The organism is Thorsellia anophelis DSM 18579, assembly GCF_900111395.1.
Lineage (GTDB): Bacteria > Pseudomonadota > Gammaproteobacteria > Enterobacterales > Thorselliaceae > Thorsellia > Thorsellia anophelis.
This window is the reverse complement of sequence record NZ_FOHV01000001.1, coordinates 28879-44731: the sequence shown is the minus strand read 5'-3', so window position 1 is coordinate 44731 and position 15853 is coordinate 28879. Positions and strand designations below refer to the sequence as shown.

The 15853-nt window shown below is 35.5% G+C and carries 15 protein-coding genes; 12 read left to right on the top strand and 3 right to left on the bottom strand.

The window, feature by feature from the left end; all coding sequences use genetic code 11:
- Window positions 1-25 precede the first annotated feature (25 nt).
- On the bottom strand, window positions 26-1318 hold the full coding sequence (gene thrC / locus BMW37_RS00195) for a threonine synthase (protein WP_093316445.1): 1293 nt from the start codon (window positions 1316-1318) through the stop codon (window positions 26-28).
- A gap of 337 nt (window positions 1319-1655) precedes the next feature.
- Here thrC and orn point away from each other — a divergent pair, with 337 nt between their 5' ends.
- From orn to BMW37_RS00135, 12 genes are all read left to right on the top strand, one after another.
- Window positions 1656-2225 (top strand): oligoribonuclease, encoded by a 570-nt coding sequence (gene orn, locus BMW37_RS00190; RefSeq protein WP_093316442.1) that lies wholly within the window; start codon window positions 1656-1658, stop codon window positions 2223-2225.
- A gap of 802 nt (window positions 2226-3027) precedes the next feature.
- Window positions 3028-4050 carry a cytoskeleton protein RodZ gene (gene rodZ / locus BMW37_RS00185; RefSeq protein WP_093316439.1) on the top strand — a complete coding sequence of 341 codons (1023 nt, stop codon included), beginning with the start codon at window positions 3028-3030 and terminating at the stop codon, window positions 4048-4050.
- Window positions 4051-4055: 5 nt separating this feature from the next.
- Window positions 4056-5156: a flavodoxin-dependent (E)-4-hydroxy-3-methylbut-2-enyl-diphosphate synthase gene (gene ispG, locus BMW37_RS00180; protein ID WP_093316922.1), complete on the top strand. Its 1101-nt coding sequence runs from the start codon at window positions 4056-4058 to the stop codon at window positions 5154-5156.
- Between the two features lie 96 nt (window positions 5157-5252).
- On the top strand, window positions 5253-6530 hold the full coding sequence (gene hisS / locus BMW37_RS00175) for a histidine--tRNA ligase (RefSeq protein ID WP_093316437.1): 1278 nt from the start codon (window positions 5253-5255) through the stop codon (window positions 6528-6530).
- Between the two features lie 91 nt (window positions 6531-6621).
- Window positions 6622-7272 carry a YfgM family protein gene (locus BMW37_RS00170; RefSeq protein ID WP_093316434.1) on the top strand — a complete coding sequence of 217 codons (651 nt, stop codon included), beginning with the start codon at window positions 6622-6624 and terminating at the stop codon, window positions 7270-7272.
- A 10-nt stretch (window positions 7273-7282) separates the two neighbouring features.
- Window positions 7283-8479, top strand: a complete 1197-nt coding sequence (bamB, locus tag BMW37_RS00165; protein WP_093316433.1) for an outer membrane protein assembly factor BamB — start codon at window positions 7283-7285, stop codon at window positions 8477-8479.
- A gap of 138 nt (window positions 8480-8617) precedes the next feature.
- The gene (gene der / locus BMW37_RS00160) at window positions 8618-10183 is read left to right on the top strand and encodes a ribosome biogenesis GTPase Der (RefSeq protein ID WP_093316430.1); all 1566 of its coding nucleotides are present in this window, start codon (window positions 8618-8620) and stop codon (window positions 10181-10183) included.
- A gap of 83 nt (window positions 10184-10266) precedes the next feature.
- Window positions 10267-11034 (top strand): class II glutamine amidotransferase, encoded by a 768-nt coding sequence (locus BMW37_RS00155; protein WP_093316428.1) that lies wholly within the window; start codon window positions 10267-10269, stop codon window positions 11032-11034.
- 65 nt (window positions 11035-11099) lie between these two features.
- Window positions 11100-12023, top strand: a complete 924-nt coding sequence (locus BMW37_RS00150; RefSeq protein WP_093316425.1) for a branched-chain amino acid transaminase — start codon at window positions 11100-11102, stop codon at window positions 12021-12023.
- A gap of 132 nt (window positions 12024-12155) precedes the next feature.
- A complete protein-coding gene (locus BMW37_RS00145) occupies window positions 12156-12908 on the top strand; it encodes an NUDIX domain-containing protein (RefSeq protein WP_177168543.1) in 753 nt (250 codons plus the stop codon).
- 71 nt (window positions 12909-12979) lie between these two features.
- Window positions 12980-13954 (top strand): divergent polysaccharide deacetylase family protein, encoded by a 975-nt coding sequence (locus BMW37_RS00140; protein WP_143047577.1) that lies wholly within the window; start codon window positions 12980-12982, stop codon window positions 13952-13954.
- A gap of 112 nt (window positions 13955-14066) precedes the next feature.
- The gene (locus BMW37_RS00135) at window positions 14067-14678 is read left to right on the top strand and encodes a hypothetical protein (protein WP_093316418.1); all 612 of its coding nucleotides are present in this window, start codon (window positions 14067-14069) and stop codon (window positions 14676-14678) included.
- 22 nt (window positions 14679-14700) lie between these two features.
- Here BMW37_RS00135 and BMW37_RS00130 read toward each other — a convergent pair whose 3' ends face one another.
- Window positions 14701-15189, bottom strand: coding sequence for a DUF1249 domain-containing protein (locus tag BMW37_RS00130; RefSeq protein ID WP_177168542.1), 489 nt, complete (start codon window positions 15187-15189; stop codon window positions 14701-14703).
- 5 nt (window positions 15190-15194) lie between these two features.
- The gene (gene nudF / locus BMW37_RS00125; protein WP_093316413.1) at window positions 15195-15827 is read right to left on the bottom strand and encodes an ADP-ribose diphosphatase; all 633 of its coding nucleotides are present in this window, start codon (window positions 15825-15827) and stop codon (window positions 15195-15197) included.
- Between the last annotated feature and the right edge of the window lie 26 nt (window positions 15828-15853).

The window sequence follows — 15853 nt, the reverse complement described above, 5'->3', positions numbered from 1 at the left end:
AACAACAAACTTAAGTATTTAAATTCTATTGCCCCGCAACAGACATTAAAAATGCCCTTAATTCTGAAAAATCATCCTGCATCTTATGGGATAACAGCTCTAATGAGGCCCGTTTTGCTAAAGCTTCAGGTAAATCAATTTTTTTATCCAAAATACTTTCAACACTTTCAATAAATTTTGCAGGGTGAGCTGTTCCTAAAAATAAACCAAACTCTCCTGGTTGTAACTGATCTCTCAATAATCGATAAGCAACTGCTGCATGTGGTTCCGAAACATAACCTAATGCATCTAATGCTTTCATTGTCTCAGCAGTTACTTGATCCGTTACTTTACCTGAACCTAATTCATTTAGATCCCATCCCTGAGTTCTAAAAATTTCTTCAACTCTAGGCCAATTATTAGGGGAACTGACATCCATAGCATTCGAGATAGTTGCAACAGTTTTATTTGGCTCCCATTTGCGAGTTTCAAGATAACGCGGTACGGTATCATTTTCATTCGTTGCCGCAATAAAGCGCTTAATTGGTAAGCCTAACGCTTTAGCGAGCAACCCAGCTGTTAAATCTCCAAAATTACCGCTTGGTACTGAAATCACTAATTCTGATCGCTCAGTCTCACTTAATTGAGCAAATGCTTCAAAATAATAACAAATCTGGGCTAATAATCGACTAATATTAATAGAATTAGCTGAATTTAACCCAATCGCTTTTTTAAGTTCGACATCATCAAAAGCATGTTTAACAAGCGCTTGGCATGCGTCAAAATCACTTTCAATCGCAATCGTATGGATATTTTCACCTAATGTACAAAATAATTTTTCTTGTAATGGGCTAATTTTACCTTTTGGGTAGAGGATAACCACTTTAATGTTTGGGATCTTATAAAATGCATGTGCAACAGCAGCCCCAGTATCTCCAGATGTAGCAGTCAAAATGGTAATTTTTTCATCTCCTGCTATATGCTGAAGCATTTGCGCCATAAAACGACCACCAAAATCTTTAAATGCTAATGTAGGACCATGAAATAATTCTAATGTTGCAATATCGTCCGATACATGTTTAACGGGTGCTGGAAACGTAAATGCTGTTTTAATTCTAGCGTGTAAGTCTGATTTTTCAATTTCATTTCCAATTAATGCAGAAAGAATTTCAGTGCTTCTGTCAACAAAATTTAACGACAAAAGCGCCTCTATTTCAGAGGTAGAAAAATGGGGAATAACAGAAGGAAAAAAAAGTCCTTGTTGCTTACCAAGCCCTTGTTTTACAGCTTGAGCAAAACTGACAACTTCACTGTGATCTTTTAAATTATATAATTGCATATTCAGCCTGCTTAAATTAAATTAAAAAAAACAAATTATTAGAGATAAAAAAATCAAAGAAGATGAATTGAATGCGGAAAAAAACTCCAAATTCATCTGCATAAAATGAACACATATATTAATGTTTCTATAATGTAGCAAATTTAGTAAGAAATAACAGTGAAAAAATAGCATTAATGGCTGTCAGTGAAATTTTCATTGAGACTAATTGCTAAAAAACAAGCTTTTCTTGTTATTTCACATCACCACAGGAAAAAAATACCACTAGGCCTGAGTTTACGATATAATAAGAAACAATAATAAAATGATTAGTTAAACATCTAAAGGTATATAAACCATGCAAGAATATCCTAAAATTGATTCTAATGATAAGAAAGAAAATTTAATTTGGATAGATCTTGAAATGACTGGACTTGATCCAAGAACTGACCGAATTATTGAAATTGCAACAATTGTGACAGATAAAATGCTAAATATTCTTGCACAAGGTCCAGTAATAGCAGTATACCAACCACCTGAAGTTTTAGCTTTAATGGACGAATGGAATCAACGTACTCACGGGCATTCTGGCTTAACTGAAAGAGTTAAAAACAGTACAATAACTGAGTCTATTGCTGAATCACAAACATTAGATTTTTTAAAACAGTGGGTACCTGCTAACACATCACCTATCTGTGGCAATAGTATTGGGCAAGATAGACGATTTTTATTTAATTATATGCCAAACTTAGAAGCATATTTTCACTACAGATACTTAGATGTCAGCACTATAAAAGAGTTAGTTCAACGTTGGGAACCTTCAATTTTGAAGAAATTTTCAAAAAAATCGACTCACCAAGCATTAGATGATATAAAAGAATCCATAGAGGAATTAAAATTTTATCGCGAACATGTCATGAAAATTTAATGGTGTCATCGTAATTTGATAAGACTAACCCTTTTTGAATCTATGACATTAAAAAAGCTCAATTATTTTTATCATTTAAATTGAACTTATCTGGAAAAATAAAGTCAAAGTAAAACGAGCAGTTTGAAATCAACGCTTACACTCAAAATTAGTACTAAAGATCAAAGACATCTCCGCAATCTATTAATTTAATAAGGTGGAAATGTAAGTTAAAGTTAAAAAGTGCATAAATCTGCATTTTAGATTATAATTCAAAAGCTTAAGTAAATTTGAATAAATAATGCTATAAAACTATTTGCTAAAATACTTACCTACCCGGTTTTGTATTCACTCTGCAGTGCTTAAATTCACATACTAAAGTGTAAGTTGTTCACTAAAATAATTTCAATTGATTGTACATTAATAGCCATTAATGCACTATAATAAGCTAATTGAAGCTATTTAACCTAAATAACGTTATTGCTGACTTTATTTAGGTTAAATAGAAAATAATGAATATAGTCTTAGCGTTAGATTAACTATTTGATTAAATTTAAAAATCATTAATCGCATTGTTTTAGTACTAAACTCATATTCACAATACGGTACATGGAATGAGATGCCAAAGTGGATTAAATCTTGAATCAGCTCAGCACTCATACCTACCCAAAACATAGCAATAGACTTAGGCTTAATTTTTTAAAATTAACAAAGTGGGTTGCATATAATGAACTTATGACTGGTATTTAGCTGATAAATAACATAAAAAATAGCAAATAACTCAGTCTCTTACATCGCTATTGCGCAGAGACATAGAATTCAAATGAAAACAATTAATAATGAAACACAAACTCCCGCAGAATCTCAGTCACAAACCAATAATGAACATATCCAACAAGCGACAATTGGCGAAATTTTTCGCTCAGAGAGAGAAAAACTAGAATTAACTATCGATACAGTCGCAAAAAGACTTCATCTAAAGAAATCTGTTATCATTGAGCTTGAGAATAATGAGCTACCTGACGTAGCATCTACATTTGTCAGAGGCTATATTCGCTCATATGCGAAGCTTTTAGGTCTTCCTGAATCACAACTACTTTCAATGGTTAATACAGAAAAACCACTGGAAGTGGCCTCACCAACCCCACTTCAATCGTACTCTATAGAGAAGAAAAAAAGACGAAAAGACATTTGGTTTAAAGTCATATCTGGCCTAGTTGTTTTTTCCATAATCGGTGTAACGGGTGCTTATTTACATAACTATCAGCAAGAGAAATCTCAAAGCATAGTACCACTTGATACGATTAATGACTCAACAACAATTAACAATAATATTCCTTTGTCTGTTAATTCAAATACCCCAAATGTATCTTCTGGAGCTAATGGTCCTTTAGCAATACCAAATACAAATAATACTCAATCCGCTCCGCTTGGTATAGAATCAACGCTTCAAGCTCCTTCACAACCTAATGTTTTAATCTCAACTGAGCAATCAGAAAATGCACCAACTCTCACTATACAAGAAGCAGTGAATGATACACTGGCACAAAAAAATAATATTGTACAAAATGAAGACTCAGAAAGTACAAATATAGTTAGCTCTGGAATTATAATGAATTTTAGTGCTGATTGTTGGGTTGAACTAGTAGATGCATCTGGAAAAATATTATTTTCTGGACTGAAAAAAAATGGAGATGAACTGAAGTTTACTGAAGGTGCACCATTTAAATTAAAACTAGGAGTGCCATCTGCAGTTTCTATTAATTTTGATGGTGATCCGATTGATATTACTGGTTTCATTAAAAAAGGCCAAGTTGCTAAATTTACCGTTCCATTAACAGAATAATGATCATGCACCCAGAGAATTCAATTAAAAGACGTCAATCAACTCGTATTAATGTTGGGAAAGTTCCTATCGGGGATGGTGCCCCAATTGCTGTTCAATCTATGACAAATACTAAAACTACTGATGTTGATGCAACAATTGAACAAATAAAACGATTAGAAAGGGTCGGAGTAGATATAGTACGTGTATCAGTGCCTACAATGGATGCAGCTGAAGCGTTTAAACTGATTAAACAACAAATAAATATTCCGCTTATAGCTGATATACATTTTGACTACAGAATTGCACTAAAAGTCGCAGAATATGGCGTTGATTGCTTAAGGATCAATCCTGGAAATATTGGTAATCAAGAAAGGATTCGTTCTGTTGTTGATTGTGCAAGAGACAAGAATATTCCAATAAGAATTGGAGTAAATGGGGGGTCATTAGAAAAAGATATTCAAGAAAAATATGGTGAACCAACACCTGCTGCACTAGTAGAATCAGCTATGCGGCATGTTGATATCCTTGACAAGCTAAACTTTGACCAATTTAAAGTGAGCGTTAAAGCTTCAGACGTATTTCTTGCCGTAGGCGCCTATAGACTATTAGCTGGTAAAATCGACCAACCACTTCACTTAGGAATTACAGAAGCAGGTGGATTTCGTAGTGGCGCGGTCAAATCAGCTATTGGTTTAGGTTTATTGCTCTCTGAAGGGATTGGAGATACCTTACGAATTTCATTAGCCGCTGATCCGATAGAAGAAGTTAAAGTTGGGTTTGATATATTAAAATCCTTACGCATACGCTCAAGAGGAATCAATTTTATCGCCTGTCCTACCTGTTCTAGACAAGAATTTGATGTGATTGCAACTGTAAACGCTTTAGAACAAAGACTTGAAGACATTATTACTCCAATGGATGTGTCTATTATTGGCTGTGTTGTTAACGGGCCTGGTGAAGCCTTAATTTCTACTTTAGGTGTTACCGGTGGTAATAAAAAAAGCGGATTTTATGAAGATGGTATCAGGCAAAAAGAACGATTTGACAACCATGATATGATAGATGCATTAGAGCAAAAAATTCGGCAAAAAGCTTTAATGCTCGATAAAAACAGAATTATTTAGCTTATGAATTCTTTGTTTTTTCTTAACATATGTGAGATAACCCATAACTTTCTCAGAACAATTGAGATTCACTTTTAAATAAAAAATTAGATTACTATGAGCAAAACAATACAAGCTATTAGAGGAATGAATGACATTCTACCAACTGATAGCGCACAATGGCAGCAAGTTGAAACAATATTAAAATCTGTTTTGAATCAATATGGTTTTAATGAAATAAGACTACCTATTGTTGAACACACTCCTCTTTTTAATCGTGCAATTGGTGAAATCACCGATGTAGTTGAAAAAGAAATGTACTCTTTTGAAGATAGAGGCGGTGAAAGCTTAACATTAAGACCAGAGGGCACTGCAGGCTGTGTCAGAGCAGGTATTGAGCATGGATTATTATACAATCAAGAGCAACGTCTTTGGTATATAGGCCCAATGTTCCGTTATGAGCGCCCTCAAAAGGGTCGTTATAGGCAATTTCATCAAATTGGTGCTGAGGTATTTGGTTTAGCAGGGCCTGATATTGATGCTGAGCTTATCATTATGACTGCTCGTTGGTGGAATGCATTAGGGATTAATCAACATGTAAAATTAGAATTAAATTCTATTGGCACTCTTGAAGAGCGAGCTAACTATAAAAATGCTTTAGTTTCTTTTTTATCAAAACACAAAGACAGCTTAGATGAAGATTGCTTACGCAGGTTAGACACAAATCCTCTAAGAATTTTAGATAGTAAAAATCCTGATGTTCAAGCCATACTGATTGATGCGCCAAATTTATTTGATTATTTAGAAGAAGAATCCAAAAGCCATTTCAATCGTTTATGTGATATCCTTAAAGCAAATGGTATAGATTTCACCCTTAATCAACGCTTAGTGCGTGGCTTAGACTATTATAACAGGACCGTTTTTGAATGGGTCACTACAAGTTTAGGTGCACAAGGTACCGTATGCGCTGGTGGAAGATATGATGGCTTAGTGGAACAATTAGGAGGAAAAGCTACCCCTGCTGTTGGCTTTGCTATGGGGCTTGAAAGACTCGTTTTATTGATTCAATCCATTAACCCTCAACTATTTAAAATCAATCAAGCTGACCTGTATGTCGTATCTTTTGGTGACAATAGCATTGAACAAGCGATTGCGATTGCAGAAAAGATACGTAATACTATGCCTAATTTACGCTGCGTTGTGAATCATGGCGGTGGTAATATGAAAAAACAGCTAACACGCGCTGATAAACAAGGGGCTAAATTTGCCGTTCTGATTGGAGAAGATGAGATTAAGCAACAACAAGTGACAATAAAATCTTTAATCTCTGGCGAGCAAACAACCGTTATGCAAAAAGATATGGTAGAATTTCTAAATAATGCGACTAAAAATTAAGATAATCATCAAACTTAATGTTACTCTAAATTTTTAGATGCATAATAATATAACTATCGCTTAGTAAAGCCTATCACTGCAGGAAATAAGAATGCAAACTGATAATGAACAATATGAACAAGTTAAAACCTTTATCCGAGAAAATTGGATTGCAATCACTGCCGGTGTTGTTATTGGTGTTGGTGGATTGCTTGGTTGGAGATACTACCAAGAATATCAAATTGAAAGCCAGCTGAATGAAGCAAGTGCTTATTTTAATGCGACCAGTGCTTTAAATAAATTAAATGAAGCAATAGAGGCAACACCTGAAAATGCTGAATCATTAAATCAAGAAGCTGATAACGCAATTAAAACTTATCTTGCTACAGATAGCAGTAACTACGCTGGCATCGCTGCTTTGAAATTAGCTAAAAATTTAGCTTCACAGAAAAAATATACAGAAGCTGAACAAGTATTAATTGATATCGCATCCAAAGTAAAAGACGAGAATATCTTAGCTACTATTTTGTTTATGCTTGCGAATATTCAAGCAGAACAAGATAAATTTGCAGATGCGCTGGCAACGATAGAAAAAATCACGTTAGCTAGTTGGAACGCTAATCTTCTAGAATTTAAAGCTGATATATTAAAAAGAAAAGGGGACATAAGCGAAGCTAAAAAAGTTTATGAACAAGCTATCACAGTCGCTGATCCATCCTTACAGGATTATCTTCGCCTAAAATTAAATAATTTACCAAGTTGAGGCAAATAGCATGCGCATGCGCTATAGTTTAATTGTTAGTTTATTCTCAATCTCTTTATTAAGTGGATGCTCAACATTATCATCACTGAATCCATTTGGAGAAAAGTTAGAAGTCATGGCACCAGTTCCAGAATTTGCAGCTGAATTTAGTCAGAGACAGATTTGGGAAAAGTCAGTTGGTAAAGGTAGTGGAGAGTATTTCTCTACGCTACGTCCTGCTCATGATAATGGTACGATTTATGCCGCTGATAGGCAAGGTACAGTTATGGCTATTGATGCTACTTCTGGCAATACAATTTGGGAGATCCAATTAGCAGAATCAGTAGGATTACTTTCTAGTAGAAAATCCGCCCTATTATCAGGAGGAGTAAGTGTATATAACAATCGAGTATATATAGGAAGTGAAAGAGGTATTTTATATTCTATTGACTCAGCAACAGGCCAACTCATTTGGGAAGTACAAGCTGCAGGTGAAATTGTTGCAAGACCTACAATTGAAAAAGACAAAATCATGCTCGTAACAACCAATGGAAAATTACAAGTATTGAATATTGCAGATGGCACAGAGGTCTGGCGTGCAGATTTAGATGTGCCTGTTTTATCTTTACGTGGTCAATCATCACCAATTACAGTAGAAGATAAATTTGTGATTGTTGGTGGAGATAACGGTAGAATTAATGCCTTTACTTTCGATCTTGGCCAACTTGTTTGGCAAGAACGCGTTGCAGAGCCACTTGGCGCAACTGAGATTGATCAATTAGGTGATATTGACGCTCAGCCAGTATTTCATAATGGTATATTGTATGCAATCGCTTTTAATAATATGCTTGTTGCCTTTGACTTCAATTCAGGTGAAGCATTATGGAGAGCAGAATATGGCTCAATACGTGACTTCATTGTAACTGATGATGTGATTTATTTAACAGATCAAAATGATCACATTTATGCGCTTAACACCTCAGATTACCAATTAATTTGGAAGCAAGATGGTTTAAATAAGCGCTTCGTAACCGCACCAGCGTTAGTGGGCAATAATATTGTCGTTGCGGATGGTGAAGGGTATGTCTTTTGGTTAAATAAGCAGACAGGCGCATTTGTTGCAAGTGAACAGTTAGATAGATCAGGATTTGTGGCCGATCCCCTTACTGTAAACACTAAAGTAATTCTTCAAGCACGTAAAGGCTCAGTGTATGCAATTGAGCGATAAGTTAATTTAGCGCTATAAATACTAAGCGTCCTTAATCTTACCTGCCTTGGCGGCTGCTTGAATATTTTAAGCAGCCGCTTTATTTTTTTCATATGCATTGATATTTTCAATGCCAAAATCTTAGGTTTAATTTGAATTATGATTCCAGTCGTTGCCTTAGTTGGTCGTCCAAATGTCGGAAAATCAACGCTCTTTAATAGATTGACCAAAACACGCGATGCGCTTGTTGCTGATTTTCCTGGGCTCACTCGTGATAGAAAATATGGTCATGCTCATTATGCAGAGCAATCTTTTATTGTCATTGATACTGGTGGGATTGATGGTACAGAAACAGGGGTTGAAACGCATATGGCAGATCAATCTTTACTCGCCATTGAAGAAGCAGATGTAGTGCTATTTATGGTAGATGCAAGATCTGGTTTAATGCCTGCTGATCACTTAATCACACAACATTTAAGAGAGCGTAAAAAACCGACATTTGTCGTAGTAAACAAAACAGATGGATTAGATCCTGACGTTGCTATGAGTGATTTTTATTCGCTCGGACTTGGTGACATCTATCCTATTGCAGCTGCCCATGGACGTGGTGTGATTAGGTTGCTTGAAGATGCCCTTTTACCATTTAGTGAAAAACTTCAAATCGACGCCGAAGTTGCTGCAAGATCTGAAGATGGTGAATCTATTGATGAAAATGATACGCTTGATGCTTTACTCACAAGTAGTGATGCAGATACAACAAGTGAGCTTACTGAGGAAGAAATTGAAGCTTTAAATGCTAAAATTGCTGCTGGTGAGATTGAAGAGGAGGAAGAAACCACTTTTAATCCTCAAACAGACCTCCCAATTAAAATCGCAATTATAGGCAGACCTAATGTCGGAAAATCTACTCTGACAAACCGCTTACTTGGTGAAGATAGAGTTATAGTTTTTGATATGCCTGGTACAACTCGTGATAGTATCTATATCCCTTTACAAAAAGATGACAGAGATTATGTTTTAATTGATACAGCTGGAGTAAGAAAACGCGGTAAGATCCATGAAGCAGTTGAAAAATTCTCTGTAATTAAAACCCTCCAAGCAATAGAAGATGCAAATGTAGTATTACTTGTAATTGATGCAAGAGAGGGCATTTCAGACCAAGATCTCTCACTTTTAGGCTTTGTACTTAACAGTGGTCGCTCACTTGTTATTGTTGTTAATAAATGGGATGGCATGACCCAAGAAGACAGGGAGCATGTTAAAGATATGCTCGAACTACGCCTAGGATTTGTTGATTTTGCACGTATCCATTTTATCTCTGCACTACACGGTAGTGGAGTTGGTAAATTACTTGGCTTTGTAAATGAAGCTTATGACTGTTCTACCCAACGTGTCAGCACCGCCAAATTAACCCGAATAATGCAAATGGCAACTGAAGATCATCAGCCTCCCCTTATTAGAGGAAGAAGAGTTAAGATGAAATATGCTCATGCAGGTGGATATAACCCTCCAATTGTTGTAATTCATGGTAACCAAGTTAATTCTTTACCTGATAGTTATAAACGCTATTTAATGAACTATTTCAGAAAATCCCTAAAGGTAATGGGAAGTCCGATTAGAATACAATTTAAAGAAAGTGAAAATCCTTACGCTGGTAGACGTAATCAATTAACTGCTAGCCAAATTCGAAAACGAAAAAGATTAATGTCACATATTAAAAAATAAATAATTTCTAATATATCTTGATAAGCTGCGCAAAAACGATAACAATTGAAGTAAATATGGCTTTTAAAGGAAACTGTTAAAATATGTGCGAACTTTTAGGTATGAGCGCAAATATTCCGACGGATATTTGCTTTAGTTTTAGTGGATTAATTCAACGTGGTGGGAAGACTGGCCCTCATAAAGATGGATGGGGGATCACCTTTTATGAAGGTAAAGGATGCCGTATTTTTCGCGATCCGAATCCAAGTTATGATTCTCCGATTGCACATTTTGTTAGAACCTATCCAATTAAGTCACAAACGGTTATTTCTCATATCCGGCAGGCTAATTCAGGCGCAATTGCGCTCGAAAATACCCATCCGTTTATACGAGAATGGCAAGGCAAACATTGGACTTTCGCGCATAATGGTCAACTAAAAGGATTTAAATCGATCCCAACAGGACATTATATTCCCGTAGGAACCACTGATAGTGAACATGCATTTTGTGGTTTACTTCATAGTCTAAATGAAAAATATCGCAGAAAACCCGCTAATTGGCCAGCTGTATTTCGCTTTATAGCACAATATGCTGAAACTATCCGTAAAAAAGGGGTTTTTAACATTCTTCTATCTGATGGAGAATATCTGTTTGCTAGTTGCTCTACAAACCTCTATTTTTTAACTCGCAAAGCTCCATTTGGAAAAGCAGTTTTATTAGATGAAGACTTAGAAGTTGACTTTCAAAAAGAAACAACTTCAAATGATGTTGTGACCATAATTGCTACTCAGCCTTTAACTAGAAACGAACCTTGGGAAAAAGTACAGCCAAACCAGAGTATTTTATTCCTGCATGGTGAAAGAATTTTTTAATACTAATTAAGATTTAAATTTTTAACAGCAACAACCTATCAATAAATAAAAAGAAGGAAAATACAATGACAAAAAAAGCAGATCTCATTTGGTTTAATGGGGAAATGGTTGCTTGGCAAGATGCTAAAATACATGTAATGTCACACGCATTACATTACGGTACATCAGTATTTGAAGGTGTTCGCTGCTATGACACCCATATTGGACCTGCAGTTTTTCGTCACCGCGAGCACATGCAACGCCTTCATGACTCAGCTAAAATTTATCGTATGCCAATTAAATATACAGTTGATGAGCTGATGGAAGCATGTCGTCAAACCATTAGTAAAAATAACCTAAAAAGTGCCTATATACGTCCTCTCGCATTCATAGGAGATGTTGGCATGGGAGTCAATCCTCCTGCAGGATATACAACCGATGTCATTATTGCTGCGTTCCCATGGGGGGCATACTTAGGTGAAGAAGCTTTAGAACAAGGTATAGATGCGATGGTCAGCTCATGGAACCGTGTTGCACCTAATACTATCCCTACTGCTGCTAAAGCAGGTGGTAACTACTTATCCTCATTATTGGTTGGTAGTGAAGCTAGGAGACATGGCTATCAAGAAGGTATCGCACTTGATGTAAACGGATACTTATCTGAAGGTGCAGGCGAAAATTTATTTGAAATAAAAGATGGTATATTATTCACTCCACCTTTTACATCTTCGGCTTTACCTGGTATTACCCGTGATGCCATTATTACACTGGCTAAATCATTAAATATTGAAGTCAGAGAGCAAACTTTATCACGTGAATCCCTTTACTTAGCTGATGAAGTCTTTATGACTGGTACCGCAGCTGAAATTACACCTGTACGTTCAGTAGATGGTATCCAGGTTGGTATTGGTAAAAGAGGTCCTGTTACCAAAAAAATTCAAGATGCATTTTTTGGATTATTCAATGGTAAAACTGAAGACAAATGGGGTTGGTTAGATCCTGTTAACTAAAGTTTGTCATCTTGGTTTAAAAAGGCACATTTAAGTGCCTTTTTTTATAGGGAAATGAGATGGGTGGGTTCAATACTAACTACGCATTTTTGCTAATCCGTAGTATAGTTAATAATTATGCGAGGTGAAAAAATGATAACTTTTGATAGTGATGTATACCAAGGTATAACACTGAACAGCACAGATTTTCCAAAAGAAGCAAACGAATTTAACGAAGCAATCAAAGCAGTGATTGCAACAGCAAATCAAACTCATAAAAGAATCATTTGGGTTACACTTACCCATGAGCAATCGATTTTAATTCCTGTCCTAACACAACATGGATTTATCTTTCATAGCTGCATGGAAAAAGAACTCACCCTAGTGCTAAGATTACAAAAAAATGTGTATGTGCCATTCTCACCGACCCATACCGTTGGGTTAGGGGGAGTTGTATTACGGAAAAAAACTAACCAAGATGCTGAGGTATTAATTATTAAAGAGCACCTCGGTAGTTTTTATAAATTACCGGGTGGACATATGGAGCTTGATGAAACGATTGAGTTAGGTGTTATACGTGAAACCTATGAAGAGACAGGTATTCAAACTGAATTTCAATCAATTGTTGCCATTGCCAGCAAATACCCGTATCAATTAGGTAAATCAAATATTTTTCTGGCATGTTCACTTACCCCAATTAATCATGAAATAAATATCCAAGATACAGGTGAAATTGAAGATGCGAGATGGATTAATTTATCGGATTTTTTTACTTGTGAAGAAGTCTCTCCTTTTGCTAAAGTCTTAGTAACATCGACCCTCAAACAAACTGGTTTAATCATTAATACAACAGCATTTATCACACAAGATAACAATGATGATAAAAGAGAATTATTCACTTTTTAATAAAAAAATTTCTAAAATTTTATATATGCAACCAATTAAAATTAAACGTTAACACTAATCGGGATAACATTTTGAATTCTAAATCTAATAAGATAATTCATTTTTTTATGGTCTTTATTCCTTATCTCGCTTTTTATAGCGTTATAATCTCTGTATCTGCTAATGCCTCAATATTCACACAAACACCAAGACCCACATTCCCTATGACGATTCAATCTGAAACTATTTCTCAATCAGATGCCGAGGCTAACACTGAGATTAATATTGAGCCAGAATCAAGTAAAAACAGACCTCTCTCTTCTTTACCAGAAAGAACACATACGTCAAAATCATCAGAACAGCAAAATATTCAACAAGACCCTAAATTTATTGCCCCTCTTACAACTATCAGCGAAAATAAAGCAAAACTCGTCATTGTTATTGATGATTTAGGATATATTAAGCGAGATTTCCAAATATTAGACCTCCCTGTTACTGTTGCCATCATACCTACAGCACCTTACGCGACCGAGCGTGCTGAAATAGCGTTTGCCAATCAAAGAGAAATTCTCATCCATTTACCAATGCTACCATTCAGTCGCAGTGGTCTAGAAAAAGATACACTTACACCAGATATGTCTCAGACGGAAATAACCACTATCATAGAGCGCTCTATTTTAGCCGTACCGCATGCTGTTGGTATTAATAACCATACTGGTAGTGAAATGACCGCGAGTTTTGAGGGGATGAAAAAGGTTTTTCACGCTTTATCTGGAAAATCTTTATTTTTCCTAGATAGTTTAACAACAGGGAAAAGCCAAGTTGCTTCAGCAGCATCTGAATTTAATCATCCTGTTCTTATTAGGGATATCTTTTTAGATAATATACAAACTGAACAGTCTGTTAATACTCAATTTAATTTAGCTATTGCTATTGCAAGAAAAAAAGGGGTTTCTATTGCTATCGGCCACCCTCATCAAGCAACCATTAATGTGCTAAAACGCCGCTTAGCTGATTTACCAGATGATATTGAACTCGTTACATTACAGTCCATATTAAACGATTAGCAACAGCTTAAATTTTTAATCAGACACAGAAATCGCTTCAAATAATCTGTAAAGTTAATTGCGAGATACAATTAGAAATAATACGATACACTGTATTAAAAAGGAGAATAGCATGCCACATACAACCTATACAGACTGGTCTGAGCTTAAAACTCGTAACGGTTTTGCTGCTGATGAAATCATTTCTAACTTACAAAAAAGCATTCGTCGTTCTATGGATGAATCTGCTTGTGAGTCTGCCTATGAACTTTATATCTCAGGCCAAATGTTTTTAGAAAAATTATGGCGTAGACTACAAGTTATAGCCATTGAAGATATTGGATTTGGTAATCTCTCTGCGACCTATCAAATTAAATCTCTTAATGAAATGCGCAGAAGTTTACCTTATGACGATCCAGATCAACCAGTATTTTTTATTCATGCGATAAGAATTTTATGTGATTCAGAAAAAGATAGATCAAGCGCTTTACTTAAAAATATTATTGTTAAAAGCTTCGAGATGGGTAAAACTCCAACTATTATGGATATTGCGATTGATAAACATACTAAGCGTGGTCGTGAATTAGGAAGAGACGCCATGCATTTTTTCCATGAAGGATCAAAAGTAATGCCTGAAAAAAGAGTCAATAATAATTATCGCCAACGATATTTAGAAATACTGGAATCTTATGATCCAGAACATGCTATTTCAACAAGCTTTAAATATAGTCCAACCCAATTCTAGGTTTAGGTCGCCTTGTTTAAAATTATAACAAGGCGATATTCTCTTTTTTACCCCATAAAATACAGGCTTTTAACCACTCATACAAAAATCGATTATTTCTTTCTTTTTCATCTACTTGCAAGAGATCATCATTAGGATAATTATACCGTCCTTGATAAACCGATCTATTTTTTGCTAAAACCTCAGCTAATTTAGCGTCAAAATAAACTCGAATGGTTAAGTTCGTATACCGTAATTTATTATTTATTTTGGTAATATTACATTCTTCCTTGTTATCATAAGGAAGAATCCAAGATAAAGAAACTAGCATGGTATAATTCGTTTCTTCTAATATAGATAATTCAAAACGCTGAGCACCTAAATAATAAACCTCAAAACTGCTATTCGACTTAGGTAGAAGGTGCGTGATTAGCTTAAAATTATTTTCCGCAAGTTCCAATAAAGTATTTAAATTTGGGTGATAACGCTGCCTAGCTGATACTGGCAATACTCCTAATTTATGGATTATCATCAATATCAACTTCCTAACCAATCTTTTTGAATCTGTTGATAATTCAATTGCAACCATAAAAGAGAAATCACGGAACCTGCATTATCTATTTTACCTTCATTGACCATTTGATAGGCGGCTTCGCGAGAGACTACATGGACTTTTATATCCTCATTTTCACTTGCTAACCCATGTATACCAGAAGCTTCTTTGCTGTTAATCTCACCAACAAAAATAGAGAGCTTTTCACTCATTCCACCTGGACTCGCTAAATAATTTAACGCAGGTAAAATACGCTTTACTTCCAAGCCTGCTTCTTCTAATGCTTCTCTTCTAGCCACTTCCTCAGCGCTTTCACCCTCTTCCATCATGCCAGCAACCATCTCAAACAGCCAGGGTGAAGAGGACGAATTTAAAGCGGCAAACCTGATTTGTTCAATCAGCACAACTTCATCTCTTACTGGATCATATGGAATTAGAATAGCCGCATGACCCCGCTCTAATATCTCCCTCTCAACCACGCCACTTTTGCCACCAGCAAAAAGCGCATGTTTAAATCGATAACGCTTTAATGTAAAAAACCCTTTAAACACGACATCTTCTTCAATTATTTCAACATCAGAACGATTAAAAGTTGGCTCTGGTATTTGGTTAAACATCCCCACATCCTCTTTTCAAATTCACA